The organism is Flavihumibacter sp. ZG627 (assembly GCF_000814325.1).
GTDB lineage: Bacteria > Bacteroidota > Bacteroidia > Chitinophagales > Chitinophagaceae > Flavihumibacter.
Genome location: NZ_JPHF01000002.1, coordinates 63,970 through 90,844 on the forward strand (window position 1 = coordinate 63,970; position 26,875 = coordinate 90,844).

The 26,875-nt window shown below is 42.5% G+C and carries 24 protein-coding genes; 18 read left to right on the top strand and 6 right to left on the bottom strand.

The annotated features are described in order from the left end of the window. Positions 1–2: 2 nt before the first annotated feature. The gene (locus HY58_RS03680) at positions 3–1,205 is read left to right on the top strand and encodes an AGE family epimerase/isomerase (protein WP_039128224.1); all 1,203 of its coding nucleotides are present in this window, start codon (positions 3–5) and stop codon (positions 1,203–1,205) included. Between the two features lie 9 nt (positions 1,206–1,214). Then, positions 1,215–2,984, top strand: coding sequence for a glycoside hydrolase family 9 protein (locus HY58_RS03685; protein ID WP_039128227.1), 1,770 nt, complete (start codon positions 1,215–1,217; stop codon positions 2,982–2,984). A 69-nt stretch (positions 2,985–3,053) separates the two neighbouring features. On the opposite strand, the gene HY58_RS03690 is transcribed toward HY58_RS03685, so the two are convergent. The 4 genes from HY58_RS03690 to HY58_RS03705 form a co-directional block, all read right to left on the bottom strand. Beyond that, on the bottom strand, positions 3,054–4,502 hold the full coding sequence (locus tag HY58_RS03690) for a Gfo/Idh/MocA family protein (protein ID WP_039128230.1): 1,449 nt from the start codon (positions 4,500–4,502) through the stop codon (positions 3,054–3,056). Between the two features lie 28 nt (positions 4,503–4,530). Then, complete coding sequence (locus HY58_RS03695) at positions 4,531–5,586, bottom strand: phosphotransferase enzyme family protein (protein ID WP_039128233.1); 1,056 nt, start codon at positions 5,584–5,586, stop codon at positions 4,531–4,533. Positions 5,587–5,696: 110 nt separating this feature from the next. Beyond that, positions 5,697–6,215 (bottom strand): anti-sigma factor, encoded by a 519-nt coding sequence (locus HY58_RS03700; protein ID WP_039128237.1) that lies wholly within the window; start codon positions 6,213–6,215, stop codon positions 5,697–5,699. Positions 6,216–6,244: 29 nt separating this feature from the next. Then, entirely contained in the window at positions 6,245–6,829 is a 585-nt protein-coding gene (locus tag HY58_RS03705) for an RNA polymerase sigma factor (protein ID WP_039129590.1), read from the bottom strand. 230 nt (positions 6,830–7,059) lie between these two features. Here HY58_RS03705 and HY58_RS03710 point away from each other — a divergent pair, with 230 nt between their 5' ends. Further along, the gene (locus HY58_RS03710; RefSeq protein ID WP_039128239.1) at positions 7,060–7,419 is read left to right on the top strand and encodes a DUF6249 domain-containing protein; all 360 of its coding nucleotides are present in this window, start codon (positions 7,060–7,062) and stop codon (positions 7,417–7,419) included. 128 nt (positions 7,420–7,547) lie between these two features. On the opposite strand, the gene HY58_RS03715 is transcribed toward HY58_RS03710, so the two are convergent. Beyond that, on the bottom strand, positions 7,548–9,137 hold the full coding sequence (locus tag HY58_RS03715) for a S41 family peptidase (protein WP_039128243.1): 1,590 nt from the start codon (positions 9,135–9,137) through the stop codon (positions 7,548–7,550). 113 nt (positions 9,138–9,250) lie between these two features. Here HY58_RS03715 and HY58_RS03720 point away from each other — a divergent pair, with 113 nt between their 5' ends. From HY58_RS03720 to HY58_RS18700, 15 genes are all read left to right on the top strand, one after another. Beyond that, complete coding sequence (locus HY58_RS03720; protein ID WP_039128248.1) at positions 9,251–10,090, top strand: N-acetylglucosamine kinase; 840 nt, start codon at positions 9,251–9,253, stop codon at positions 10,088–10,090. Between the two features lie 27 nt (positions 10,091–10,117). Beyond that, positions 10,118–10,936 (top strand): N-acetylmuramic acid 6-phosphate etherase, encoded by an 819-nt coding sequence (murQ, locus tag HY58_RS03725; RefSeq protein ID WP_039128251.1) that lies wholly within the window; start codon positions 10,118–10,120, stop codon positions 10,934–10,936. 71 nt (positions 10,937–11,007) lie between these two features. Then, on the top strand, positions 11,008–12,177 hold the full coding sequence (locus HY58_RS03730) for a T9SS type A sorting domain-containing protein (protein WP_039128254.1): 1,170 nt from the start codon (positions 11,008–11,010) through the stop codon (positions 12,175–12,177). Positions 12,178–12,222: 45 nt separating this feature from the next. Next, a complete protein-coding gene (locus HY58_RS03735; protein WP_039128256.1) occupies positions 12,223–12,786 on the top strand; it encodes a hypothetical protein in 564 nt (187 codons plus the stop codon). A gap of 226 nt (positions 12,787–13,012) precedes the next feature. Next, positions 13,013–13,843, top strand: coding sequence for a prephenate dehydratase (locus HY58_RS03740; protein WP_039128258.1), 831 nt, complete (start codon positions 13,013–13,015; stop codon positions 13,841–13,843). After that, a complete protein-coding gene (locus HY58_RS03745; RefSeq protein ID WP_039128262.1) occupies positions 13,840–15,024 on the top strand; it encodes a pyridoxal phosphate-dependent aminotransferase in 1,185 nt (394 codons plus the stop codon). Before HY58_RS03740 ends, HY58_RS03745 begins: the two co-directional genes overlap by 4 nt. Beyond that, complete coding sequence (locus HY58_RS03750) at positions 14,958–15,872, top strand: prephenate dehydrogenase (protein ID WP_072037575.1); 915 nt, start codon at positions 14,958–14,960, stop codon at positions 15,870–15,872. Before HY58_RS03745 ends, HY58_RS03750 begins: the two co-directional genes overlap by 67 nt. A gap of 77 nt (positions 15,873–15,949) precedes the next feature. Beyond that, positions 15,950–17,017: a chorismate mutase gene (locus HY58_RS03755; protein WP_039129591.1), complete on the top strand. Its 1,068-nt coding sequence runs from the start codon at positions 15,950–15,952 to the stop codon at positions 17,015–17,017. A gap of 19 nt (positions 17,018–17,036) precedes the next feature. After that, complete coding sequence (gene aroB / locus HY58_RS03760; RefSeq protein ID WP_039128268.1) at positions 17,037–18,056, top strand: 3-dehydroquinate synthase; 1,020 nt, start codon at positions 17,037–17,039, stop codon at positions 18,054–18,056. 13 nt (positions 18,057–18,069) lie between these two features. After that, positions 18,070–19,350: a 3-phosphoshikimate 1-carboxyvinyltransferase gene (gene aroA, locus HY58_RS03765; protein WP_039128271.1), complete on the top strand. Its 1,281-nt coding sequence runs from the start codon at positions 18,070–18,072 to the stop codon at positions 19,348–19,350. Positions 19,351–19,425: 75 nt separating this feature from the next. Continuing rightward, complete coding sequence (locus tag HY58_RS03770; RefSeq protein ID WP_039128274.1) at positions 19,426–20,424, top strand: chorismate synthase; 999 nt, start codon at positions 19,426–19,428, stop codon at positions 20,422–20,424. A gap of 21 nt (positions 20,425–20,445) precedes the next feature. Continuing rightward, positions 20,446–20,739 carry a DUF952 domain-containing protein gene (locus HY58_RS03775; RefSeq protein ID WP_039128276.1) on the top strand — a complete coding sequence of 98 codons (294 nt, stop codon included), beginning with the start codon at positions 20,446–20,448 and terminating at the stop codon, positions 20,737–20,739. 203 nt (positions 20,740–20,942) lie between these two features. Beyond that, on the top strand, positions 20,943–22,502 hold the full coding sequence (locus tag HY58_RS03780; protein WP_172644593.1) for a murein L,D-transpeptidase: 1,560 nt from the start codon (positions 20,943–20,945) through the stop codon (positions 22,500–22,502). 4 nt (positions 22,503–22,506) lie between these two features. Further along, positions 22,507–22,953: a septal ring lytic transglycosylase RlpA family protein gene (locus HY58_RS03785; RefSeq protein WP_052323822.1), complete on the top strand. Its 447-nt coding sequence runs from the start codon at positions 22,507–22,509 to the stop codon at positions 22,951–22,953. A 53-nt stretch (positions 22,954–23,006) separates the two neighbouring features. Continuing rightward, entirely contained in the window at positions 23,007–24,326 is a 1,320-nt protein-coding gene (locus HY58_RS18700; protein WP_052323823.1) for an OmpA family protein, read from the top strand. Between the two features lie 111 nt (positions 24,327–24,437). On the opposite strand, the gene HY58_RS03795 is transcribed toward HY58_RS18700, so the two are convergent. After that, positions 24,438–26,858, bottom strand: coding sequence for a transglycosylase domain-containing protein (locus HY58_RS03795; RefSeq protein ID WP_039128281.1), 2,421 nt, complete (start codon positions 26,856–26,858; stop codon positions 24,438–24,440). Positions 26,859–26,875: the final 17 nt, after the last annotated feature.

A 26,875-nucleotide genomic window follows, 5' to 3' on the forward strand; every position in this document is an offset into this window, starting at 1 on the left:
TTATGAATGAAATTGTATTCAGGAAACTAATAGATGAATTCAATACTGAATTGGATAGGATTCTTTTATTCTGGCAGGAAAGGTCTATTGATACGCAATTCGGTGGCTTTGTTGGAAAAATTGATGAAAACAATATTATTATCGAGAATGCTCCCAAGGGAGTTGTTTTAAATGCAAGAATTCTGTGGACATTTTCTGCCGCATTTCTAAAGTCGAATAAGGATGATCATAAGTTTATTGCTGCTAAAGCATATGACTATTTACAACATTTTTTTATTGATCCCATAAATGGAGGTGTGTACTGGTCAGTAACAAACACCGGACAGCCACTTGACACCCGAAAGCAGGTTTACGCTATTGCATTTGTTATTTATGCATTTGCTGAATGGTACAAATGCTGTAAAGAGAAATCCGTTTTAATAAAGGGGATCGAATTGTATCGGCTCCTGGAAGTCCATAGCCGCGACTCAGTGTTTAATGGGTATCTGGAAGCATTTGACCGGGAATGGAATTTGCTTGATGATCTTCGGCTCAGCCAGAAAGATGCCAATGAGTCAAAAACAATGAATACACATCTTCATTTGCTTGAAGCCTATTCAAACCTATTTCTGATTTGGCCTGATCCAGCATTGAAAAGTGATATTCAAAACCTGCTTAAATTATTTTCTTCTTATTTTATAGATAAAGACACCGGTCATCTGAAATTATTCTTTAGCCAAAACTGGCAAAGCAGGTCTGATGCAATTTCTTATGGCCACGATATCGAAGCAAGTTGGCTGGTACCTTATTGTGCCGCCATTATTAATGATAATAATATTCCAGAAGAATGGAAAACGCTTTCATTAGCAATGACAAACGCAGCTATGCGTGCAATTGATGTAGATGGTGGACTTTGGTACGAATTTGACCCCGAACATGGCGGTTTGATAAAAGAAAAGCATTGGTGGCCACAAGCAGAAACATTAATTGGCTTTTTTAATGCATGGCAAATATCCCAAGATGAAATCTACCTTGATGCAATGATGGCAAACTGGACCTATATTAAAGATTATATCATCGACTATAAAAATGGAGAATGGTTTTGGGGTATGGATGCATCCAATAAACCCTTGCTCAGTCAAGATAAAGTTGGTATATGGAAATGTCCATACCATAATGGAAGAGCCTGTATGGAAATGATACAAAGGTTAGAATTGTATATTTAATCAACTTATATGAACTCAAAGCATTTCTTATATTTTCTGGTCTTACTTTTTGTATTTGTATTTAGTATAAATGCGCAAGACTCAAATATTACGATTCAAGTAAATCAAATAGGGTATTATCCAAACGCAATTAAAATTGCTGTTTTACAGTTTAATGATAAGCACCAGATTAATGGCAACGATTTTTACCTGGTGAATCAGGCAGATGGCGATACTGTATTTAAAGGTAAATTGGGATCACCAGTTGCATCTGTGTATTCAAATGCAATTACTCAACAGCTTAATTTTTCTGCTTTTCGAATTCCAGGTACCTATGCTCTTCATATTCCAGATAAGGCAAATTCATATCCTTTTGCAATTAGCAATGAAGTACATGCTCCTTTATTACAAGCAGCATTAAAAGGCTTTTATTATCAGCGTTCTGATATCCCCATTGAAAAACAATATGGCGGAAAATGGGCCAGGTCTGCCGGTCACCCAGACACAAGCGTACAAATTCATGCATCAGCAGCCTCTAAATTGCGCCCTACGGGTACCATTGTATCGTCACCTGGCGGATGGTATGATGCTGGAGACTACAATAAGTACATAGTTAATTCAGGCATTACAATGGGAACATTGCTTTCATTGTATGAAGATTTTCCAGAGCACTTCAATAAACTTAAGTTCTCAATTCCCGAGAATAATGACAATATTCCAGATCTACTCAACGAAATCCTCTACAACCTTCGTTGGATGCTAACGATGCAAGACCCGCACGATGGTGGAGTGTACCACAAATGCACCAATGCTTCATTTGATGGAATGGTAATGCCAGGGGTTACTAAGGACCCACGCTTCCTGGTTCAAAAGAGTACTGCTGCAGCCCTGAATTTTTCAGCTGTTATGGCGCAAGCATCCAGAGTTTTTAGTAAGTACAGTGGCCTATTACCCGGACTTTCTGATTCATGCATTACAGCTGCTATTGCATCATGGGATTGGGCACTCCTCCAACCGGAAATGTATTATAAGCAATCTGTCATCAATGAAAAATTTAAACCCCAGATTAGTACAGGAGAGTATGGAGATCGGTTTTTAAATGACGAATGGTTCTGGGCTTCAGCAGAATTACTTATTACAACCAGGAATAAAAAATATGAATCGCCTCTTATGAAATATAAGCCGGAGCTAATTCAAATTCCTTCCTGGCATGGTGTTGCAGCAATGGGATATTATAGTTTGCTACGGCAACCAACCCACGATTATGTACAACAGGATTTTATTGCATCGTTAAAACAGCAATTTATTTCTAAAGCAGATAGCCTTATTTTGAATGGTGGAAACAAAGCATTTGCAACCATAATGGGTCAATCAAAATCAGACTATATATGGGGTAGTAACTCTGTTGCTGCAAATCAATCTATTTTCCTGCTAAATGCCTGGCGCATCAATAAAAGAAGTGAATATCTGGATGGAGCACTTTCAAATCTCGATTATTTAATTGGTAGAAATGCTACTGGTTATAATTTTGTAACAGGGATGGGAACACGCTATCCGAAATTTCCGCACCATCGCCCATCCGTTGCAGATGGTATTGACGAACCGGTACCTGGATTGTTAGCAGGTGGACCTAATCCAGGTAAACAGGATAAATGCAATTATTCTTTTCATGACCCAGAGAATTGCTTTGCTGATATTGACTGTTCTTATGCAACTAATGAAATCGCAATAAATTGGCAGGCACCACTTGTTTATCTGGCAGGAGCTCTAGAAGTAATTTTTGCCTCGCGGCAGCAATAATATAACTGATAAATAAAAATCTATAGAAGGTCGAAACAAAAGCTATGACCTTCTATAGATTCAAACTTATTAAAGTTGTTTGCCCCCTTTTTCCTGAGTATTTTTCCTGACTGTTGTAGTTGCTCCACCTTCAAGGCTAAGGTTTACCGGAGTATTTGTAATCCAATTTCCCCTGGTAAAGTCAGGAATTTCTACTGTCCTTGATCTATTGTTTACTGACATTTCTGATAATGGCACAATGGAACTCCATAGTGCAGCATCATATACATCCTGATCAAGCGGGAGGCCATTTCGGAGACAGTCAATCAATCTCCAATCCATAATAAAATCCATTCCCCCATGTCCACCTACACTTTTTGCGATCTCTCCTATATGTTTTACAATAGGTGGCGTGTATTTTTCTTCCAGAGATTTGAATTCAGCTTCCTTGATCCAGCCGTGCCCAAAGGCTATTCTAGCAGGGTCAGGCCATTTGCTCGCAATTCCTTTTGTTCCACTCACGAGGTGAATCCTGGAATAGGGCCGCGGGGATGATACATCATGTTGAACCATAATGGTTTTTCCTTTTACCGATCTGATCAAAGTGGTGTTCATGTTTCCACGGTAGCGCTGGTTCTCGTAAGGTTTGAAAAAAGGATCAGTAGCCGCTAGTTCTTTTGCCTTTGCCGCCATGGTAAAATCATTCGTTGACATGGATGTGAGATGTTCCAGCTGATCGCCCCTGTTAATATTCATGCACTGCGCAATTGGTCCCAGTCCATGTGTTGGATAAAGACTTCCATTATGTTTTATATTCTCCTTCAATCGCCACATATCGGCATATCCTTTTTTATTGAAGTTGAGAGATACAAGGTCATGAATGTAGGCACCTTCCGCATGCACTACCTCACCGAAAAGTCCATTCCGGGCCATATTCAAGGTCAGCAGTTCAAAAAAATCGTAGCAACAGTTTTCGAGCATCATACAATGCTTGCGGGTCCGCTCAGATGTTTCTACCAGTTCCCAGCATTCATCAATACTCATTGCAGCCGGTACTTCTGTTGCAGCATGTTTACCATTATTCATTGCATAAACTGCAATAGGTGTATGCAGATCCCAGGGCGTAGTGATATATATTAAGTCAAGGTCCTTGCTTTCACACATCGATTTCCATCCAGTATCACCACTGTATTCTTTGGCTTTTGGTAATCCTGCTTTTTCCAGGATCTTCTGCGCAGAACTTACCCGGTCAGGATATTTATCACACAATGCTTTTATTTCAACACCTTCAATAAAGCTCATTCGTTCTACAGCTCCAGGCCCACGCATACCCAAACCAACAAAACCGATCCTTACTTTGTCGAGCTTAGGTGCTGCGTATCCGCACATATTAAATGATGGAGATTGTTCAGCTTGAATAGGACCCTTGTCAGTAGAAGATTCCGGATCGCTCTGGCCAGCAATAGCGGGAAGTCCGCTTACTATTGCACTTGTGCCCAGAGTGATATTCCTTAAAAAGTTTCGCCGATTTGAACTCATTTTGCTTGATTTTATATGGCTTTTATTATTAAATGAATTTTTGAAGAAGCGTAACCAGTATCGATTCCTTTTCCATCAGTTTCCTTAGAAGATCGATCTGGTTAGCTGCCCGGTTGAAATTATGTTCAGGGTACCGGGCACCATAATATGTATCATCGTTGAAATAGTCGGTAAGGAATCGAATGGCCTGCATATAGATCATGAACTTACCGGCATACACGATAGAAGTTTTCTCTGCATCGCTTAATACGGATCTCATTTCACCGAGGTAGCCCTTAACGATCGCTTCGAAAATTTCTTCGCGGATATATATTTTACTAAAGTCTGTTTCTTCTTCACTGGCAGGGGATAGATATGTTCGCAGCATATCGCCAACATCGCTGATGAAATAACCTGGCATCAGTGTATCAAGGTCTATTACACATATACCTTTGTTTTTTTCATCCAGCAGTACATTGCTGATCTTTGTATCATGATGCATTACCCTGATCCTGAAATCAGGGTTTTGGAGGATGGCATCAAATTGATCCACGATCGTTTCATTCGCTGCAATAAAGTCGATTTGGTCTCCGGCCCTCAGGATCCTTTTCTGATTACCCTCTTTTATTGAGGTTTTGAACTGATCATACCTCAAACGAAGGTTATGGAAATCGGGAATGGTAATAAATAGTTTGTTTGCATCAAATCCATCCAGTAAAGCCGAGAACCGGCCGAATTGTTTTGCCGCTTCATATGCTACCTCTGCAGTTAAGACCACATCTTCTGTATGAGATCCTTTAATGAAAGGAGTGAGGCGGTAGAAACCATCGCCTTCCATGAATGCAAGATCCTTGTTTTCCAGTGTTTTGATTGGATCAACAAAAAGGTATTCGGGATAATGATGACGGAGATAATCAGAGATCATCCGCACATTGCTGGCAATCTTCACCGGATCTTTAAATACACCTGCATTAATTTTCTGAAGTATATATGCTGAATCCTTATTATATACTCTCCAGGTCGTATTAATAAGTCCGGAACCATAAGGTTCTGACTGGAGGTCTTCCGTATATTCAAGGTATGCAGGTAAAATAGATCTTGCCATTGGGAATTGTTCTTGTCTGCTATTCTGCCTCTAACTTAATATTTACTATTGATTCAACGGTATGCAACCGATTGTTCAAAATAAATATGAGGGTCAAAGGCAGGAGGCAGTTACAAGTCCCCTTTTTTCCATTCGCGGCGTTGCTGGGCCAGATAGCGGTCTAGCAACATGAGGCCAAGTACCACATTCATTATCATAAATGAATTGATATAGTTATTGCTGAGCACTTTGCTCATATCAACCCTGCTTAGGTCAAAACTGCTGCTTCCACTACTTGAAGCTGAACTCCAATCGATCTGGGCAAAAGCATAGATCAGGAATCCGGCGATCAATGACAAAAGAAAGCCAGCGATTCCATATATGATCTTTTTATTGATATATGTTTTTGCGGCCGGTGCAATCTGGTGGGTGGCAATAGCTTCCATAACGTTGCGTGAAAACCGCATAGAAGGCTCCTCCAGTTCAATATTATCAGCAAGGCTGGAATTGAATTCCAGTAATTCCTGGTATTTGGCCCTCCATTCAGCATTGGTTGCCAGCAGTTGCTCAATGAATTTCCGCTCTTCAGGTGTTGACAACCCGTCGATGTATTCCCAGATCTGGGACTCAATATTCTGATGCGGGGTCATATAATTTGTTTTGTGTTATTTCAATTTTTTTACATGGCAAGGTCACTGACCTCAGCCCGGAAATGTTTTTCCATTTTCTCTTTAAGTCTTTGCCGGGCGCGATGTAACCTCACTTTTACCGTATTTGTTTCCTGCCCTAAAACCTGTGCGATCTCATCCAGACTTTGTTCGCCTTTGTAAAATAAAGTTATCACCTGGGCATCGTCGGGTGATAGCATTGCAATTGCCTGGTTAACCATTGTAACCCTGGATTTCTGTTCCACCTGGTTTGCCCGCATCCCGCCATCTATATTTTCTGCATGTGCCATCACTTTTTCGTTGTCAAGTGAATGAACATCCAGCTTCTTCTTTCTCAGGAACGTGATACAACTGGTGGTGGCAATAGTATATAACCAGGTGCTAAACTTACTTTCTCCCCTGAAATCACTTAAACTTCGATATGCCTTTACAAAAACATCTTGTGCCACCTCCTCTGCGTCCTCCCTGCTGTTTATATATCTTAATACGATCGTGAACACGTAGTTCTGGTATTTGTTGACCAAACTGGCATAAACAGACTGATTTCCTTTCAGAACCTGCTGTATGATCTCTATATCTGTAAGGCCGGTTTGCATTCCTGGTTCTTTGACGCTGACTGTTGTATTTAGGTTACAGCCGTGGGTGATTTCATCCTGTTTAAGAAAAATCCGTTCTTCTGTAACCAAAAATACTAAATGGTAGTCCTAATCAGGTATACAGGTTATCCAGAAAAAAATTAGTTCTACAGCCCTGTAACCTCAATCCGGATGAGGTAGTCTGATAGAATAGAACAAACACAAACAAATAACAATAAAAATCAAGTTTTATGCAAAGTGCTGAAGTTTTAATTCCAATCCTGGTTCCACTGGGTCTGTTTTCAATGATCTTCGGATTGGTATACATTAAAAGCAGGGAGAATATGGCGATGATCGAAAGAGGTATGAATCCAAAAGAATTTGCCAATCGTCCCGCCCCTTACCGCAATCTAAAAAATGGTTTATTGCTCCTGGGAGCTGGTATTGGCCTTGCGCTGGCCTATTTTATAACCACCTACGTATTACATGACGATGAAAATCCAGCCCTATGGTTCGCCTTTATAGGTATTGGAGGTGGAATTGGGCTTATTAGTTCATACAGGATCGAAAAACGCGAATTGCTCGACAAGAATGTTGAAATCCCTCTTTGATAATTTTACCAATGGTGCATAAACTGGTTTTTCCAGGAATAACACCTTATCCTTAAATCGACGGAAATTCAATGGGCGCCCATCACTGGACGCCCATTTTATTATTTTACAGATCCCGGTAAGAATTATCAAAGCAATTCAAGGGCTTTGATCACCACATCATCCTCCATATTTACTACCTGATAATATCCCTCATTGCGCCAGCGGTAGCGGGCGAGCAATCCCTTCATCCGTTCCTGTAAAAAACTCTTATCAAGTTCGGGCAGGTTTTTTAATGTTATACTGTCCTTTGCGGCGAAAGAAACAAAGCTGTTCCAATCTGCCTCTGTCCAATTGAACCTTTCGGCAAAATTTGCGGCGTCCGTGAATCTCTTCATCTGGTCCAGATGACCGATATAATATAAGTAGGTGAAATTGCTGAGGGTATTGTTGCGAAAAACAGCATTCACGCTTCTCGAAAGTATAGAAGTATCGGCAGCTATAAAATGATCAGGCATGATACCTCCCCCGCCGTACACTGTTTTTCCGCCATTGGTTTTATAGGCCTTTCCATTAGACACTTTATTACTGTCGGCATTTACCAATTCTCCATGTTGGTACCTGTCAATAATATCATTATCATAAGCATCCGCCCCTTTATCATAGGGTTTCTGGATGCTTCTGCCTGAAGGAGTATAATATCGTGCTACTGTTAAACGCAATGCCGATCCGTCACTTAATTCATATTGCTCCTGCACCAGGCCTTTTCCGAAACTACGCCTGCCAAGAATTTCAGCACGGTCCCAGTCCTGCAGTGCGCCTGCAAGAACCTCACTTGCTGAGGCCGATTGTTCATCCATCAGCAATGCCAGCTTTCCCTTTTCGAAAAGCCCTTTTCTGCGTGAGCGGTATTCCTGACGGGGAGTATTCACCCCTTCTGTATATACGATCAGTTTGTCACCATCAAGGAACTCATCGGCAATATCGATTGCCTCCGATAAAATGCCGCCACCGTTTCCTCTAAGGTCAACAATGAGAGAATGCATACCTAAACCCTGTAACTTCTCCAGTTCGGTCATGAATTCTTCATATGTTGTTTCGGAGAATTTACTCAGCCTGATATAGCCTGTTGCAGAATCGGCAAGATAGGCAGCATCTAATGAAGGAAGGGGGATAGTTCCTCTTTGAATGGTGAAAGTTTTGCGATCACTTCCACGAAGGATAGTGGTTGAAACCTCCGATCCTGCAGGGCCACGGAGCAGTTTTTTGATCGATTCGGTGGTCTGGTTTCCTGTTACAACACTATCTCCCACTGAAAGGAATTTATCTCCTACTGCAAGTCCGGCTTTTTCACTGGGACCACCCGGCAATACATTTAATACATTAACTGTATCCCTGAATATCTGGAACTCGATCCCAATTCCCTGGAAATTTCCTTTCAGGTCTTCCGTAATGGCTCCAAGGTCGGAAGCGGGAATATAACTCGAATGGGGATCAAGACGTGTAAGCATATTCTGGATAGCGTCATTGCCAAGGGTATCAGTATCTACTTTATCAACATATTTTAACATCACAAGATCAAGCACCTCCTGGATGGGAGAACGTTTTACAGAAAACTGGAAAAAACTCCGGGCTGCCTGGGTATTGTCACGCAGCTTATATCCCAATGCCATGCCTATCACCATAACAACTGCAAAAAGCAGCGGGAGCCAAACCTGTAATTTCTTGTTCTGCTTCATAATCAATATTCTGGTGCAAATTACATAATTGCAGCCATGGGCCTGCTACCATACATAAATAACGCCGATTTCCGAACATAGTTTTATTTTCGTCTGACCATCAATATAACCTTATGGCAATCCTCATAGCTGATAGTGGTGCTACAAAATGCGAATGGTGTGTAGTTGAGAAGGGCAAACTCAAAAAAACGCTGTTCACTCTCGGAATAAGTCCATACTTTCTCAACGGCCCGCAGGTGGAGGAATTGGTAAGGAGAGATCTTTATCCGGAAATAAGCAGGTATAAAATAGATGCGATATTCTATTATGGTACCGGTTGTAAGAATCCAGCCAACCAGAAAATGATCCTGAAAGCACTTAAGCGGGTATTTCCAGATATCGATATCACAGTAAACCACGATCTTATGGGTGCCGCCCGGGCAGTATGCCTGCAGGAAAAAGGAATAGCCTGCATCCTCGGCACGGGTAGTAACTCATGCTATTTTAATGGTAAACGTATCATGAAGAATAGTCCGGGACTCGGTTATGTTCTGGGGGACGAAGGTAGTGGAGCTTACCTTGGCAAAAAGGTTGTACAATATTATATGTATAATACATTTGACGAGGAGCTACGATACCGCTTTGAGGAAAAATACAAGTTAAGTGATATGGATATCCTCGATAAGGTGTATACCCAGCCACTACCCAACAGATTCCTGGCTGGTTTCACTCTGTTCCTTGCCGAAAACAGAGGGCATTTTATGGTGGAGAATATTATTGAGGATGGTTTAAATGATTTTTTCTTCCAGCACCTTTGCAAATATTCAGAGAGTTGGAAATACCCGGTACATTTTGTTGGGGGAGTGGCTTTTGGTTTCAGGGATGTTATCACTCAACTTTGTGATTCCTATGAACTGGAACAGGGAACCATCCTGCAACACCCTATGGAGGGACTGATCCGATATCACTCATAACAGAAAACTGAACAATCTAGATACCACATGTCAGCGTTTGAAAAAATAACTGAACAGGAAAGCAATTACCATGGCCTTGATAAAATGTCGGTTAATGAAATACTGGTGAACATAAACCAGGAAGACCAGGAAGTGCCACGCGCCGTTGCCAGGGCCATCCCCCAGATAGAAAAACTAGTTTCCACCATCGCCGACAAAATGCTGGCAGGCGGAAGATTATTTTATATGGGGGCGGGTACGAGCGGTCGATTGGGTATTTTGGATGCAAGCGAGATACCCCCAACATATGGCATGCCTTATGGCCTTGTTATCGGTCTAATTGCAGGGGGAGAAGAAGCCATCCAAAAGGCCGTTGAAAATGCCGAAGACAGCTTTGAGCAGGGATGGAAAGACCTGAAAAAACACTTTGTTAATAGTAAGGATGTTGTCATCGGCATCGCCGCCAGTGGAACAACACCTTATGTAATAGGCGCTCTTAAAGCTTGCCGCGAACATGGTATCAGCACAGGCTCAATCGCCTGTAATCCCCACTCGCCAATGAGTGAGCATGCCGATATTGCGGTAGAAGTAGTGGTAGGTCCTGAGTTTGTAACCGGTAGCACCAGGATGAAAAGTGGTACAGCACAGAAACTGGTATTGAACATGATCTCAACCGCAGTTATGATCCAGATCGGCAGGGTGGATGATAACAAAATGGTAAACATGCAACTTAGCAACGAGAAATTGGTAGATCGGGGAACACGAATGGTAATGGAGGAACTGAGCATCACTGATTATGATAAAGCGCGGGCATTGCTGCTTCAATCAGGTAGTGTAAAGAAGGCCGTTGACGCATTCAGAAGTTGATATCCAAACTTGCAGGGTCGGGGAATTTTGCGTAACTTTTACTCCATTTCATCCCCCTTAATCCTATTGGTATGCGACAATTTTACCTGCTTTTATTTACCGTCCTTAGCTCTGTGGCTTTTTCACAGCGTTCGCTTCCTGTTTATACGATTACTGCTGATCAGCAGGGCCCAACCAGCTGGACCCAATTACAACTCATGGACCTTCAAACAGGTAAAGCGATCGGCGCTGCCATTCAGGGGAAAGTTAACCATGTAAAACTTAGTGCAGGGCAGGATGCTTCAAAGCAATTGCTGGCAGCCTGTGCTCTTGATAAACAGGGGCAGAGACTCTATTTTGCCCCGATGCAGCAAAACCAGTTACGCTATCTTGATCTTGCTAATCCATCCAATGGAATTCGTGTAATAGCAGGCCAGGAACTTATAGCTGGTGCTGACATGGGTGATATCGGAAGCCAGGTCACAAGAATGACCATCGACTCACGCGGGAATGGATATGCGCTTTCCAATGATGCAAAACACCTTGTAAGATTCAATACTAACGGCGATATACAGGTGCAGGATCTAGGTGCCCTGGTAAATAATCCCGGCAATGATGTTTATTCTGTGCATGACCGTTGTATCAGCTGGGGCGGCGATATATGTGCAGATATTAATGGCGATTTATACCTCGTAACGGCAAATAGGGCAGTTTTTTTTATTGACATAAAAACAAGGGTCGCAAGCTATAAAGGACTGATCACAGGTCTTCCAAAAAGCTACAGTACCAATGGGGTGGCAGCTGATGACCAGGGCAGGATGGTAGTGGGTAGTTCTAATAGTAAGGATGGTTATTTTGCGGTAGATCTGAAAACGCTCAAAGCAACCCGCATAGATGCGGGTAATGCTGTTCTGAGTGTTGCTGATATGGCCAGTGCATATGTTATTGGTCAGAAACCCGTTGCATGGAGTAATACGCTTATGGATGCAATAGTGCGAAATGAAGCGATACATGTATACCCTAACCCCGTTATTAATGGAAATTTCCGGGTAAGTTTCAGTGAACTTCCCGCCGGCCGCTACGAATTGCAATTGTTCGACTGGAATGGTAAACTTGTTACTCAACAGGTTGTTTTTATCAACCAGGGCAAACAGGTTGAAAAAGTTGTGGCGGATGGATCTCTGGCCAAAGGTGTTTATCTTCTTAAGATTACCGGCAAAAATGCGCGTACTGTTTATTCAGATAAACTGATGGTGCAATAATCAGAAACACCGTAATTTGCCATCAAGGTAATTGCGGTATTGATTATGCATGATATTGAACCATTCTACAATTGGAGATACATCTATATTAGTGAAGAAGATGAACGATCTCCTTTCCATGGACGTGTTTATTCAGAGTTCGAATATTCACAGACCATTTACAACTATTATATCCATCCACAATGGGATGAGTTCGGTTCCCGCACATTATATATGAAAGTGATCATGGCTGATTATGAAGAAGGTTATGCCATTATCGAACTGCTGGGCGAATGGAATGATGCCATTGAGAACGATATTATGAATTTGAAAAGAGAAGTCATTGATAAATTTGAGGCTTACGGAATTCATAAATTTATCATCATTGCTGAGAATGTACTTAATTTCCATAGTGGCGACCGGGATTATTACGAAGAATGGTTTGAGGAAATGATTGATGCAAACGGTTGGGTTGTACTTCTTAATATGCCTGAACAAACCCAGTACGACTTCCGTAAAGCAAAGCTGCAACGTTACCTTGAACTGGTTGAAATCAGCAACTGGCGTACATTTAAGCCCTTTCATCTCTTCAGGAAAGTAGATGAGGATCAACAGAAAAGGTTGTCATAAGAATGCCTGCAAACTAACGATCGTAAGGAAAAAACATTTTTCTCCTATTAATTCATTAGTTATTTTTACTCCATGATCACAGCAAAGTCATTTGGCCGATTTTATTTTTACTTCTACTTTTTTACAGGCAGAAGGCCGGCGATGCTTTGTGTAAGATCAAGGAATTAAGATCAAACTAAACCAACATAAAGAGTCCCGGCAGGAAAGCCGGGACTTTTGTTTTTTTATGGCAACAAGAGTATCAATACAAGGTTATGAAGGAAGCTTCCACCAGGTGGCAGCACAGCAGTTCTTCGGTAAGGAAGTTGAAGTGATTCCCTGTGCCACTTTTCGGGAGGTGGTTCGGATCGCCGGAAATAAGAAGGAGAGTGAAGGCGGTGTGATGGCAATTGAAAACTCCATCGCGGGAAGCATCCTCCCTAATTACAACCTACTTCAGAAAAGCAACCTGAGGGTTGTTGGTGAAGTTTACCTGCAGATTCGCCAGAATTTGTTGGTGAACCCCGGCGTAAAGCTTGAGGATATCCGGGAAGTACATTCTCATCCAATGGCAATCCTTCAATGCATAGACTACCTTGAAAAGTTCAACTGGAAATTGGTGGAAACCGAGGATACAGCGCTTAGTGCCAAGCATATACATCAGAAAAGAAACCGGCATTCCGCCGCAATAGCAAGTAAACTTGCAGCCGACCTCTTCGATCTTGAAGTCCTTGCTCCCAATATTCATACGATGCGAAATAACTATACGCGTTTCCTGGTGATACGACGCGTGGGTGACGACCTGCCGGTGGAAGGGGCGAATAAGGCAAGCGTAAATTTCCATACGGATCATTCCCGGGGAAGTCTGGCCAGGGTATTAAGTACTATTGCCAACGGTGGTATTAATCTGAGTAAGCTTCAAAGCTTTCCTATTCCAGGCAGTAATTTTCAGTATAGTTTTCATGCAGATATGGAATTTGATTCTATTGAGCAATTCAACAGCATAATTGAAGCCATAAAGCCTCTGACGGCATCATTGCAGGTTTATGGCATCTACAAAAACGGAAGAACAATATGATCTCAACATCCAGAAGACTTGAAGGCATTGGTGAATATTATTTCTCACAGAAATTGAGGGAGATCGATTCACTTAATAAAGCAGGTAAATCCATAATCAATCTTGGAATAGGAAGTCCGGACCTGCCGCCTCACCCTGACGTAATTAAAGTGTTACAAGAGGAATCAGTAAAGCCCAATGTTCATGCATACCAGAGTTACAAGGGATCTCCAGTTCTGCGCAATGCAATGGCATCGTGGTATGCGAAATGGTATGGAGTTAAGCTTGATCCTGAATCAGAAATACTACCCTTGATAGGCAGTAAAGAAGGCATCATGCATATTTGTATGACCTACCTGAACGAGGGCGATGAAGCATTGATACCAAATCCCGGATATCCAACATATAGTAGCGCCGTAAAACTTGCGGGAGGGAAGCCGGTGAGCTATGAAATGGAAGAAAATCTAAACTGGGAACCCGACCTGGCTGCCTTGGCCGTTTTGGATCTTTCAAGGGTAAAATTAATGTGGGTGAACTACCCGCATATGCCTACAGGGCAGATCCCTTCCCGGTCATTCTTTGAAAAGCTCGTTGCTTTCGCCCGGGAAAAGAATATTCTGGTATGCCATGATAACCCTTATAGTTTCATTTTGAATGATTCGCCATTGAGCCTTTTATCGGTACCAGGGGCTAAGGATGTAGTGGTAGAATTGAATTCACTTAGTAAGAGCCAGAATATGGCAGGATGGAGGGTTGGCATGCTGGCGGGAGCAAAAGAACGGATCGATGAGATCATTCGTTTCAAAAGCAATATGGATAGCGGAATGTTCCTGCCGGTTCAACTGGCCGCCGCCAAAGCGCTTGAGCTCGGAGAGGATTGGTATAACAGCATCAACGCCATCTATCGAAAAAGAAGAGAACTTGTTTTTGACCTGCTGGAAATGCTCAACTGTAGTTTTGACAAAAACCAGGTAGGAATGTTTGTTTGGGCAAAGATACCCAACGATTACGCAGATGGTTATGCGCTTAGTGATAAAGTTCTTTATGAAGCTAATGTATTTATTACGCCGGGAGGAATTTTTGGCTCTGCGGGCAATGGTTACATCCGTGTGAGTCTATGTAGCCCGGAAGAAAAATTAAGCGAGGCGATCAACAGAGTAAAAAAGATTGTTGGCAGAACAGCACAAATAAAAAATTTGTAATGGAAAGAAAAAGGATAGCCATAGTGGGTGTTGGTTTGATAGGTGGTTCAATGGCATTACAACTTAATGAAAAAGGACTCGCTGCAGGAATAGTGGGTGTGGAAAGCCATCCTGAGCATGCCGCCAGGGCATTAGAAATGGGACTGGTTGATGAAATTCTTCCATTGGATGAGGCTATTGCATGGGCAGAAGTTGTAATTCTCGCGATACCTGTTGATAAAATGGTTGACATGCTCGCAGCCGTTTTAGATCAGGTTGATCAGCAGATTGTTTTTGATGCGGGTTCAACCAAATCTGAGCTGATCCGAATCGCAGATGCTCATCCAAAACGGGGCCGTTTCGTAGCAAGCCATCCGATGTGGGGAACCGAATATAGCGGACCACAGGCTGCTGTAAAACACGCATTCGAAAATAAAGCGGTGGTAATTTGTAATGCTGCTGATAGTGATTCAGATGCTATTGAATGGGTAAAGCAATTATATCGAAAGATTGGTATGCATTTGCTTGAAATGGATGCGGTGTCCCACGATCTCCATGCGGCCTATGTGAGCCATATCTCACATATTACTTCCTTTGCACTTGCCAATACTGTATTGGAGAAGGAAAGGGAAGACCAGGCAATTTTTGAAATGGCAAGTGCTGGCTTTGAGAGCACTGTACGGTTGGCGAAAAGTAATTCCGCCATGTGGGTACCCATATTTATGCAGAACCGGGATAATGTACTGGATGTACTCAATGAACATATCACTCAACTGCGCAAATTCAAATCATGTCTGGAGAAAGAGAATTATGAATACCTCCATGAGCTAATTGAGAATGCTAATAAGATCAGGAGAATCCTTGGATAGCCTTAAACACACTATAATATAAATCGTAAATCAGAACACGTTAATTTTATACAATGCAAGCAACCGAAAACAAATCAATGAAACAGGTAACCCAGGATGCCTGGGCAAAGCGCCCCCTGATCATAGCAGGACCATGCAGCGCCGAAACCGAAGAGCAAGTTCTTCAAACTGCACAACAATTGGCAGCAACTGGAAAAGTGGATGTAATGCGCGCAGGTATCTGGAAGCCCAGAACCAGACCCGGCTCTTTTGAAGGTATAGGCACCAAGGGTTTGCCCTGGATGCAGCAGGCGAGAAAAATCACTGGTCTCCCTGTGGCAATTGAAGTAGCCACTGCGAAACAGGTTGAAGACGCTCTTCATTTTGATATTGATATACTCTGGATTGGCGCAAGAACCACTGTCAATCCCTTCAGTGTTCAGGAAGTTGCCGATGCACTGAAAGGAGTGGATGTGCCGGTTCTGATTAAAAACCCCATTAATCCTGACCTTGAGCTTTGGTTGGGTGCAGTTGAAAGGGTAGCTAAAGCCGGTATCAACCAGATTGGACTGATCCATCGTGGATTCTCATCCTATGGTAATACTGAATATCGTAATGCACCTATGTGGCATCTGGCAATTGAAATGAAAAGGCGCAACCCGGAGTTGATGCTAATCAACGACCCATCACATATTTGTGGCAGAAGAGATATTCTCCTGGAAGTAATGCAGAAAGCAGTTGACCTCGATTATGATGGTATGATCATAGAAAGCCATGTTGATCCTGATAATGCATGGAGTGATGCTAAACAGCAGGTAACGCCCGAACGCCTTGCAGAAATGCTTGACAGTATTATCTGGAGAAGGGAAGATGTTGATTCGGCCGCATTTCACGCAGCCCTGGAAAAACTGCGTCAGCAGATCAATCACCTTGATGATGAATTAATGCAGATACTGGGTCAGAGGATGAAAATAGCTGAACAAATCGGTACCTATAAAAAGAATAACAATATCACTATCCTTCAAACGAACAGGTGGAATGAGATACTGGATCGGGCCTTCCTGAAAGGAGATAAACTTGGTTTGAGTAATGAATTCATTACGCGTTATTTTGATGCAGTCCATATGGAGAGCATTAACCACCAGAACAGGATTATGAATAGTTAAGCGAAAGCGTTAATTAAGAATGGAAAAGAAAAAAATCAGGATCGGTAATACAATAACTGAATATTACTTTGATGCTTCACTTTCTAAACTTGGCCAGGTTGCTGATAAAAAGTATTCGGTAATTCTGACCGATGAAAATATCTTCAACCAATACCAGAAATCCTTCAAGGGTTGGAATACCATCGTCCTGAAACCTGGTGAAGAATATAAGATTCAGCAAACTGCAGACGGAGTCATTGACTCTCTCATAGATATGCATGCAGATCGTAAGACCACTCTTGTTGGAATTGGAGGTGGTGTGATAACAGACCTTGCAGGTTATGTTGCTGCTGTGTATATGCGTGGTATAAGGGTTGGCTTTGTTCCTACCAGTTTGCTGGCGATGGTGGATGCTTCCATTGGTGGTAAGAATGGGATAGATGTTGGAGTATTTAAGAATCTTGTTGGCACGATCCGGCAGCCAGACTTTTTATTCTTCGATGTATCACTCCTGAAAACGCTGCCCGAGGCTGAATGGCAAAATGGATTTGCAGAAATCATCAAACATGCTTGTATTCGTGATGCCGTAATGTTCCGTGAACTGGCTGAGAAGAATATTGATTGGTACAGGATGAAAAAAGCTGCACTCGCTGCACTTGTGCGCCGCAATGTGATGCTTAAAACAAAAGTTGTACAGGCCGACGAAACAGAACAGGGTGATCGCAAATTGCTGAACTTCGGTCACACACTTGGGCATGCATTGGAAAACCAATTTGAACTTTCACACGGCCAGGCGGTAGCCATTGGGATGACCTACGCTTCACAATTGTCTGCCTCTATGCTTGGTTTTCGAAGCGCCGAAAAAGTAGTTGACCTTATCGCAAAATATGGATTACCAACCTTTGCGAAATTTGATAAGGTCAAAGCATTCGACGTGCTTTTGCATGATAAAAAAAGAGAAAGGTCCGAGATTCATTACATCCTTTTACAGCGTATCGGAAAAGGAGTAGTGCAAACACTTCCTATAAGTGAAGTGAAAAGGATAATTGAAAAATTTTAACGCATTTTCATTCATGATCGCTACGATACATCCCTCCAAACTAAATGGAGAAGTAATTGCCCCTGCATCCAAGAGTTCCATGCAAAGGGCATGCGCTGCAGCGCTTGCTGCAGGAGGCACCACCAGACTTCATAATCCGGGTAACTCAAATGATGATAATGCGGCCCTTGAAGTAATAAAGGCACTAGGCGCAAACGTTCATGATGATGGTGCTGATATTATTATCGAAAGTTCGGGTATCCGGGCTCGTGAAAACAGGGTTCACTGTGGTGAAAGTGGCCTCGGCATACGCATGTTTACACCTCTCGTGGCCATGAATAATACCGCTATTTCTATAACAGGAGAGGGAAGTCTTGTGACAAGGCCGATGGATTTTTTTGATCTGGTACTTCCACAGGTAGGTGTAGACGTTAGCACCAATGATGGCCGGCTTCCAATAATTGTGAAAGGCCCACTTACACCTCAGGATATTACAATTGACGGCTCACTCAGCTCCCAATTCCTTACAGGTATGCTTATGGCTTATGCGGCATCTGGTGCAAGGGATGTTTCCATTCGTGTAACCAATCTTAAAAGCAAACCCTATGTTGACCTGACCCTTTCCGTTATGGAGTCCTTCGGCCTGCCAGTACCGGAAAACAGAAATTACGAGTCATTTTATTTTAATAATAATGGACAGAAAAATAACCCGGATAATTCACGGGAATATACTGTAGAGGGAGATTGGAGCGGGGCGGCATTTTTGTTAGTGGCAGGTGCAATTGCAGGTGAAATAACTGTAAGGGGATTGGATACATTTTCCACTCAGGCCGATAAGGCAATCCTGAAGGCACTCATAGATTCAGGTGCCGGAATTAGTATTGAGCCCAATATGGTAAGCCTCCGGCCAATGCCGCTAAAAGCATTTCATTTTGATGCCACTGATTGTCCCGACCTGTTTCCACCACTCGTTGCCCTTGCTGCATATTGCGATGGCACTACTGTAATTGAAGGGGTTGAAAGACTTGCACATAAAGAAAGTAACAGGGCATTGACCCTCCAGGAAGAATTTGGAAAAATGGGTTTGGATATTCAATTACAGGAAAATCTGATGATCATAAAAGGAGGCGGAGGTTTGCATGGTGCGGCATTACATTCACACCATGATCACCGGATAGCAATGGCAGGTGCTGTGGCAGCCTTAAGAGCAACCGGAACAACTACTATAGAACAGGCAGAGGCTATCAACAAATCATATCCGTCTTTTTTTGACCACCTCTCCCAATTGGGAGCAACGCTGAAATTAGGTGTCTGACACATATTCGGCACACGTTCAAACATATGTTCGAACATCCTAAGAACATATGTCAGACACTTTAAAATAAACAAGATGAATGCATTCGGAAAATTATTCAGAGTTACAATAGTTGGAGAATCTCATGGACCTGTAGTTGGTGTTGTTCTTGATGGCATACCTGCTGGTCTTCCTCTTTCTGCAGAGGATTTCCTTGTTGATATAGAAAGAAGAAAAGGGGGAGTGCAGAAAGGGACTACTCCCCGAAAAGAAGATGATATTCCTCTCTTCCAGACAGGATTGTTCAATGGGCGTTCAACCGGAGCCCCATTGACCATATTATTTGAAAACAAAAACACCCGCTCGGGCGATTATGAAAAACAGCGGTCTGTTCCAAGGCCCGGTCATGCAGATTTTGTAGCACACCAGAAATTCGGGGGCTTCGAAGATTTCCGTGGTGGTGGGCATTTTAGTGGTCGATTGACAGTTGGACTGGTTGCTGCGGGGGTAGTGGCAAAAAAGGTATTGGGAAATATTACTATACAGTCAACAATACTCGAGATAGGAGGAGAGGCTGATCTTGATAAGGGCCTTCAGAAAGCAATAGATGCCAAAGATTCAATAGGTGGTATAGTAGAATGTAGGGTTTCCGGGCTCCCTGCTTCACTGGGTGAGCCTTTTTTTGATTCGGTGGAATCATTGATTAGTCATGCAGTTTTTTCTATTCCTGCAGTTCGGGGTATTGAATTCGGTACTGGTTTTGCCGCTGCCAGAATGTTTGGTGCTGAACACAATGATTCGATAATTGATAGTTCTGGTAAAACAGCATCCAATCATGCAGGTGGTGTGGTGGGAGGAATCTCCAATGGAAATGAACTTGTTTTCCGGATTGCCATTAAACCTACTTCATCAACGCCAAAAGAGCAGCAAACATTGAATTGGGAAACTGGTCAGCTGGAAGCATTTTCAGTAAAGGGGCGACACGACCTCTGTATTGCACTCAGGGTTCCTGTTGTTTTGGAAGCAGTTACGGCAATGGTGTTGGCCGACCTGCTTATGCTTACAGGAAAGATCCCTAGGATACATGCACAATAATTAAATTCCAAAAAGTATAGGATGATTTATCATATAACTACCCGCAAAAGATGGGAAGAAGCCCTAGCTAAAGGTTCATACGAACCGCAATCTCTTAAAGAAGAAGGCTTCATTCATGCATCGCACGAGGAACAGATCCCCGGAGTTCTTGAAAGATATTATGCCGGACAAAATGACCTCATTAAACTTATAATTGATCCGGAAAAACTCAGTAGCCCACTGATTTTCGAATGGTCTCCTTCTACCCAGGACACCTTTCCCCATATTTATGGACCAATCAATATTGAGGCTGTGATTGATACCCACGAACCTTAACATTTTCCGTTTTCAGGTTTTTCCAGGGTTAGGTATGCATTATAATCATGAAATATTATCTTGTATATTGAAATTTGAATATCCTATCAATGAAACCTGTATTGATCCCCTGCCTTTTAGCTGCATTTTTTTTGATGCAATACTGCGCTGAGAAACCGTCCCGCCCCCCCGATGAAGTTGTTATAGCAGAAAAACCAGAGGAGGTGCAACGGAAAATTCATGAACAGTTGCAGGAATTAATCGCTTATATCAAATCCAATAATGGAAAGCTGAATGATTCGAACCTGATTTCCCATTCCAATCTATTAGGCACTCTTTACGAAGGAAATGAATTCAAACCATTCTGGAGCGTGGCAGACAGATGGACTGCGGCTGGAGATTCATTGTTTTTTCTAATCAGTAAGAGCAGGGAGCTTGGATTGTTTCCATCCGATTATCATTTCCATACATTACTGAAGATCCGAAATAACATTGTTACAGATAGTATTTCCAGGAAAAACATAGCCCTATGGGGGCGGGCTGATCTGCTCTTATCAGATGCCTTCCTTGAAATTGGCAGGCATCTGCAGATGGGCCACTTGCCAAAAGATAGTATCACTATAAATAATGGCCAACAGCTTGACACCACACATATCCTTTCCTTATTCAGGCAGGCAGCTACCAGTTCCACAGTTAAAACTTTACTAGAAACATTAGAACCTTCTCATCCTGGTTACAAGGCAATAAGGGAGGCCATTCCGTCATTTCTCGAAACAGCTGATTTCCGCCAGTATACCTATGTCCGTTATCCAAATCCTGATTCATTGGCGCTCATTCGGGAAGTAGCTAAAAGATTGCAGGAAGAAGGTATCCTTTCAACAGGATGGAATGAAACTGACAGCCTCAGCTACATTGAAGCAGTAAGGAAATACCAGAAGCAAAATGGAATTCGTAATACTGGTGTGGCAGCAGCGCTCACCATTGCAAATATGAACAACACTGACTGGTTCAGGTTTCAGCAATTGGCACTTAACCTCGACCGTTACAGGCAATTACCCGCAAAAATGCCTTCAACGTATATCTGGGTTAACCTGCCTGCCTATAAATTAACGGTGGTGGATATGGATACAATTGCACTTGAATCAAAAGTAATAGTTGGAGCCGCGAAAACTCGTACACCCGTCTTGAACAGCCAGATCACCAATATCATTACCTATCCGCAGTGGACGGTACCATACAGCATTATATTTAAGGAGATGTTGCCTAAAATAAGAAAAGATATCTCCTATCTCCAACAACAGAATCTTATGGTTGTTGACAGATATGATAGTGTTATCAATCCAGCCGCCATCGATTGGTCGAAACTCAATGAAAAATATTTTCCGTATCTTATCAGGCAGCGGGAAGGAGATGATAACTCACTTGGACTGATGAAATTCAACTTTCGCAATAAGTATAGTGTTTACCTGCATGATACCAATGCGAGAGGATTATTTGAAAAGAGTAACAGGGCATTAAGCCATGGTTGTGTTCGGGTGAAGGAATGGGAGAAGCTGGCACATTTTATCACCAGAAATGATGAAATCCGATATCACCCCGATACGCTACGGTCATGGATTGGCAGACAGGAAAAGCATGTGATTTCTGATTTCGAAAATGTGCCTATTTATATCCGGTATTTTACAGTAGATGCCATTGATGGCAAACTACAGTTTCTGGATGATATTTATTCAGAGGATAAAATGCTGGCAGAACGGTATTTTAAATCCAAACCAATAAACTGATACTATGAAATTCTTACCCCGGATCCTGTTGGCCATGAGCCTGCTCTACACAGGTGTAGTTGTGGCCCAGACAGGTGCCAATTCCAAAACACCCGTAAAAAAGAAACGGAAACTTAACAATGCGAAAGTCCAGTATGGCATTGCAAGCTATTATTCACCCAAATTCAATGGCCGGCGAACTGCGAATGGTGAAATTTACAACCATAAAAAATTAACGGCGGCTCACAACGGTCTTCCGCTTGGAACATGGATTAAGGTCACTAATCAAAGAAATGGACGTAGTGTGATCGTAAAAGTGAATGACAGACTTCATCATAATAATACAAGATTGGTGGATATGTCAGGTGCTGCAGCAAAAAAACTCGGCTTCACTTCCAGGGGATTAACCAAAGTTAAGCTGGAGGTGTTGGGAAAGAAAAAACCTGCAGAACTAACGGCTATCAATAAATAATTTCCCAGTTAGCATCCAAGGTTCTATTTTTGCCGCAGTTATAAACTACCATTATGAAGAAAATTATGTTTTCGTTGCTGGCCCTTTGCAGCTTGTTCTCTGCTGCTTACAGCCAGGAGAATGATGAAATTAAGAGGCCTGCTTTGGGAATTCATTTTTTTGGAAATGACTTCCAGACTCCGCAGAGAATTAAAGCATCTTCACTAAGTTCAGTTCTTAAAGACAATCAATGGGGCAAATTTAGTGATATGAATTTCGGCTTTGCGGCAAACTATATGAAAGGCGTTACCCGTAAACTTGATTTCTCAACTACACTTGGTGTTTCCTTCCTAGATTATCCGCTTGAAGGCAAAATGGCCTCAGGTGACGATGCTGCACTTCTTGAATGGGATGCGATGGTGCATGCTAAGATGCTGACTGATAAATATTGGGTTGTACCATATATTTCTGCTGGCCTTGGCGCTTCTAAGTGGAAAGGTTACTATGGTGCTATCATGCCCGTTGGACTTGGTCTTCAGGTAAGTTTTTTCGATGAGGCCTTCCTCATGGTCAATTCTCAGTACCGCATGAAGATTACCAACACTACATCAAATCATTTCTATCACAGTATCGGTTTTGCAGGAAATATAGGAAAACCAAGAGCTCCTAAAGTAATTCCTCCACCACCTCCACCAGTTGATATCGACAAAGATGATGATACTGTTGTAGACTCTCTGGATGCGTGTCCTGATATTCCAGGTCTTGTAGCCCTTAATGGTTGCCCAGATCAGGATGGTGATGGCATTGCTGATAAAGATGACAAATGTCCGACTGTTCCTGGTATCGCTCGTTATCAGGGATGTCCTATCCCGGATGGTGATGGCGATGGCGTGAATGATGAAGAAGATAAATGCCCTACAGTTGCAGGAGTTGCCCGTTACCAGGGTTGCCCTATTCCCGACCGTGATAATGATGGAGTTAACGATGAGGAAGATCGTTGTCCTGACCTCGCAGGTCCGGCAGAAAATGGAGGTTGCCCATTGTTGGAAGCTTCTAAATTCAATGCAAGCGCTGTTCAGTTCGTTACCGGTAGTTCAAATCTTACTGCTGCTGCAAGGAAAGAGCTTGATAAAGCCGCCCGTATACTTAATGAACAGTATCCGCAGCTTAAGGTTGAGATAGCTGGTCATACTGATAATACAGGTAAAGCTGAGATGAACCAAACCCTGAGTGTTAAACGTGCAGAATCAGTTAAAACATACCTCGTTAAAAAAGGTGTTGCTGAAGAGCGTTTGTCAACAGCTGGTTTCGGTCCAGACCAACCAATTGCAGACAATGAAACTGCTGCTGGTCGTACCAAGAACCGTCGCGTTGAGTTCAAGGTTAGCCAATAATTACAAAGTTTAAGTTGTGATAAATAAGAGAGCCCGCCATAATGGTGGGCTCTCTTATTTCTATGTACTTTCTATTGTCTATTGTCAATTGCCTATTGCCAATTGCCCCTCTCAATACTCATTATCCTTCTCTTTATCCTTCTTTCCGCCGAAAATCTTTCTAAATAATCCTTTCTTCTTTTCTTCCTGAGGTGGTGTTGTTGGATTCTTGCCATTTTTCTTCTCATCCTTTTTTTGATTAGCTTCCTTCAGCACCTTTTGTTCTTCTTCATCCAGTTCAGAATCTACCGGAACATTGTTGGTATCGGGTTCCATCATATACTGATCTGCTGCTCCATTACCCTGGTCTTCACCTTCAGCACCAGGAGGAGGAGTTTGGTCAATAATATTCATGTAGTCATAAAGGGCTTCTTCCCGCATTTGTTCGGGTTGGGCAAAACGTGCATCTTTATCAATACCGAGTGTTTTATCTGCATAAACCTTCTGGAAGAAAGTCTCCCAGATAGGCCTTGCTGCCTGGCCACCATAACCTAATCCACTTTCCAGGCGGATGAATCGGTCATCTGCCCCAATCCAGGTTCCTCCAAGCAATTGCGGAGTGAATCCAATAAACCAGGCATCTGCATTATCATTAGTTGTACCCGTTTTACCAGCCATTTCTGCGGCGCCCAACCTTGACCTTAAACCTGCTGCAGTTCCAATTTCAACCGGTCCGCCAAGCATTTTTGTTGTTGTATAAGCCGATGATTCACTTATCACCTGGTTCATCTTGGTCTGGAAACTTTCCAGTACATTTCCATTACGGTCTTCTATGCGGGTAATATAAGTGGGCTTAGTACTGAAACCATGATTTGCGAACATGGTATAACCGTATAACATCTCAAACATTGAAAGATCCACCGCACCAAGAGATATTGATGGGTAAGGATCCATCTTACTTTTGATATTAATATTATTCAGGAATTCAACAAAGCGCTTGGGACCGATCTGTTTCATTATATAAGCGGTTGCGCAGTTCATTGAATAGGTCAGAGCGCTGGCCATACTTACGGTATTGCCTTTACACTCTCCTTTAGCAGGAACAAGACCAAATCCCGGGAAATTCTGTACCACATTCTCTACCGGGGTTTCAGGCGTAAACCCGGCTTCTTCAATAGCCTGGCAATAAAGGAAAGGCTTAATGGCCGAACCTACCTGGCGTTTTGTATTGATGTTAACATGATCAAATTTATAGGTCTTAAAATCAATGCCGCCAACCCAGGCCTTTACTTCACCGGTTACAGGATCCATCACCATAAATGACGTTTGCAACATCTGACGATGGTATTTGATGGAATCCATAGGAGTCATCACGGTGTCTTTTTGCCTGCGCGAGTTCCATGCGAAAACTTTCATCGGAACTTTCTGTTTGAAGCTCGCCCTGAGTTCAGCATCAGTCATACCATCTTCCTGGCCGTTTTTCCATCTGTCGGTATTTTTCATGGCCGTTTCCAGGATTCCATTACGTCCTTCCCAAACTTTTCCTTTTTTGATGGAGTTTTGTGCATTCAAAGCTTTTTGAAGCACTGGCATATGCTTGGCTACTGCCTCTTCCGCATATATCTGCATCCTTGGATTTATAGTGGTATAAATTCGAAGCCCATCTTTATATATATCGTAGGGATCACCTGTAGTAGGGTTTGTATTGTTTTTACACCATTGCTTGATGTCATCACGCAGCACTTCGCGGAAATAAGGGGCCAGACCAGTATTCTCATCCATTCGTTTATAGTTCAAAACGATTGGCTTTAATTTGATCTTGCTGGCTTCCTCTTCAGTGATAAAACTATTCTCACCCATTTTGGTGATAACATGGTTTCTTCGCATCAACGCTGATTTGGGGTTACGACGCGGATTGAAGATAGTTGGTCCATTCACCATCCCTATAAGAACTGCGGATTCCTCTATGTTTAAACGGTCGGGTTCCTTGCTGAAAAAGGTAAGAGAAGCATTCCGGATGCCATACATGTTGTCACTGAATGGTACCACATTAAGGTATAGCGCCAATATTTCCTGTTTGGTGAAATTCCTTTCCAGCTTAATGGCAATGATCCATTCTTTCAATTTCTGGATCACCCTGGTTATAGGATTCCGGGCCCTCTCCGAGAACATATTCAGCGCAAGCTGTTGTGTAATGGTACTGCCACCGCCTTTACTTCCTAAGAATGCAACTGCACGAATAACACCTTTTCCGTCGATCCCTGAATGATCATAAAACCTTTCATCTTCGGTTGCCACAAGCGCATTGATGGCATGCTTTGAAATATCCCGAAAATCTACATTACTTCGATTTCCACGGTCCCTGAAATACTTGCCCATCAACGTACCGTCTGCCGCATAAACTTCAGTAGCCTGTAGAATGGTGGGATTCTCCAATTCACTCAAAGAGGGGAGTTTTCCAAATACCCCCATATAGATCATCAGGAGAAGTAGGGCAAATGCTGCGAAACCAATAAAAAAAATCTTCCAGAAAACGCGGATTGTTTGTTTCATATACGATCAATGACTTG

What these genes read in the sequence shown, in the direction of transcription:
- HY58_RS03680 (WP_039128224.1), top strand. Translation starts at nt 3, where the DNA reads ATGAATGAAATTGTATTCAGGAAACTAATAGATGAATTCAATACTGAA.
- HY58_RS03685 (WP_039128227.1), top strand. Translation starts at nt 1,215, where the DNA reads ATGAACTCAAAGCATTTCTTATATTTTCTGGTCTTACTTTTTGTATTT.
- HY58_RS03690 (WP_039128230.1), bottom strand. Translation starts at nt 4,502, where the DNA reads ATGAGTTCAAATCGGCGAAACTTTTTAAGGAATATCACTCTGGGCACA.
- HY58_RS03695 (WP_039128233.1), bottom strand. Translation starts at nt 5,586, where the DNA reads ATGGCAAGATCTATTTTACCTGCATACCTTGAATATACGGAAGACCTC.
- HY58_RS03700 (WP_039128237.1), bottom strand. Translation starts at nt 6,215, where the DNA reads ATGACCCCGCATCAGAATATTGAGTCCCAGATCTGGGAATACATCGAC.
- HY58_RS03705 (WP_039129590.1), bottom strand. Translation starts at nt 6,829, where the DNA reads ATGCAAACCGGCCTTACAGATATAGAGATCATACAGCAGGTTCTGAAA.
- HY58_RS03710 (WP_039128239.1), top strand. Translation starts at nt 7,060, where the DNA reads ATGCAAAGTGCTGAAGTTTTAATTCCAATCCTGGTTCCACTGGGTCTG.
- HY58_RS03715 (WP_039128243.1), bottom strand. Translation starts at nt 9,137, where the DNA reads ATGAAGCAGAACAAGAAATTACAGGTTTGGCTCCCGCTGCTTTTTGCA.
- HY58_RS03720 (WP_039128248.1), top strand. Translation starts at nt 9,251, where the DNA reads ATGGCAATCCTCATAGCTGATAGTGGTGCTACAAAATGCGAATGGTGT.
- murQ (WP_039128251.1), top strand. Translation starts at nt 10,118, where the DNA reads ATGTCAGCGTTTGAAAAAATAACTGAACAGGAAAGCAATTACCATGGC.
- HY58_RS03730 (WP_039128254.1), top strand. Translation starts at nt 11,008, where the DNA reads ATGCGACAATTTTACCTGCTTTTATTTACCGTCCTTAGCTCTGTGGCT.
- HY58_RS03735 (WP_039128256.1), top strand. Translation starts at nt 12,223, where the DNA reads ATGCATGATATTGAACCATTCTACAATTGGAGATACATCTATATTAGT.
- HY58_RS03740 (WP_039128258.1), top strand. Translation starts at nt 13,013, where the DNA reads ATGGCAACAAGAGTATCAATACAAGGTTATGAAGGAAGCTTCCACCAG.
- HY58_RS03745 (WP_039128262.1), top strand. Translation starts at nt 13,840, where the DNA reads ATGATCTCAACATCCAGAAGACTTGAAGGCATTGGTGAATATTATTTC.
- HY58_RS03755 (WP_039129591.1), top strand. Translation starts at nt 15,950, where the DNA reads ATGAAACAGGTAACCCAGGATGCCTGGGCAAAGCGCCCCCTGATCATA.
- aroB (WP_039128268.1), top strand. Translation starts at nt 17,037, where the DNA reads ATGGAAAAGAAAAAAATCAGGATCGGTAATACAATAACTGAATATTAC.
- aroA (WP_039128271.1), top strand. Translation starts at nt 18,070, where the DNA reads ATGATCGCTACGATACATCCCTCCAAACTAAATGGAGAAGTAATTGCC.
- HY58_RS03770 (WP_039128274.1), top strand. Translation starts at nt 19,426, where the DNA reads ATGAATGCATTCGGAAAATTATTCAGAGTTACAATAGTTGGAGAATCT.
- HY58_RS03775 (WP_039128276.1), top strand. Translation starts at nt 20,446, where the DNA reads ATGATTTATCATATAACTACCCGCAAAAGATGGGAAGAAGCCCTAGCT.
- HY58_RS03785 (WP_052323822.1), top strand. Translation starts at nt 22,507, where the DNA reads ATGAAATTCTTACCCCGGATCCTGTTGGCCATGAGCCTGCTCTACACA.
- HY58_RS18700 (WP_052323823.1), top strand. Translation starts at nt 23,007, where the DNA reads ATGAAGAAAATTATGTTTTCGTTGCTGGCCCTTTGCAGCTTGTTCTCT.
- HY58_RS03795 (WP_039128281.1), bottom strand. Translation starts at nt 26,858, where the DNA reads ATGAAACAAACAATCCGCGTTTTCTGGAAGATTTTTTTTATTGGTTTC.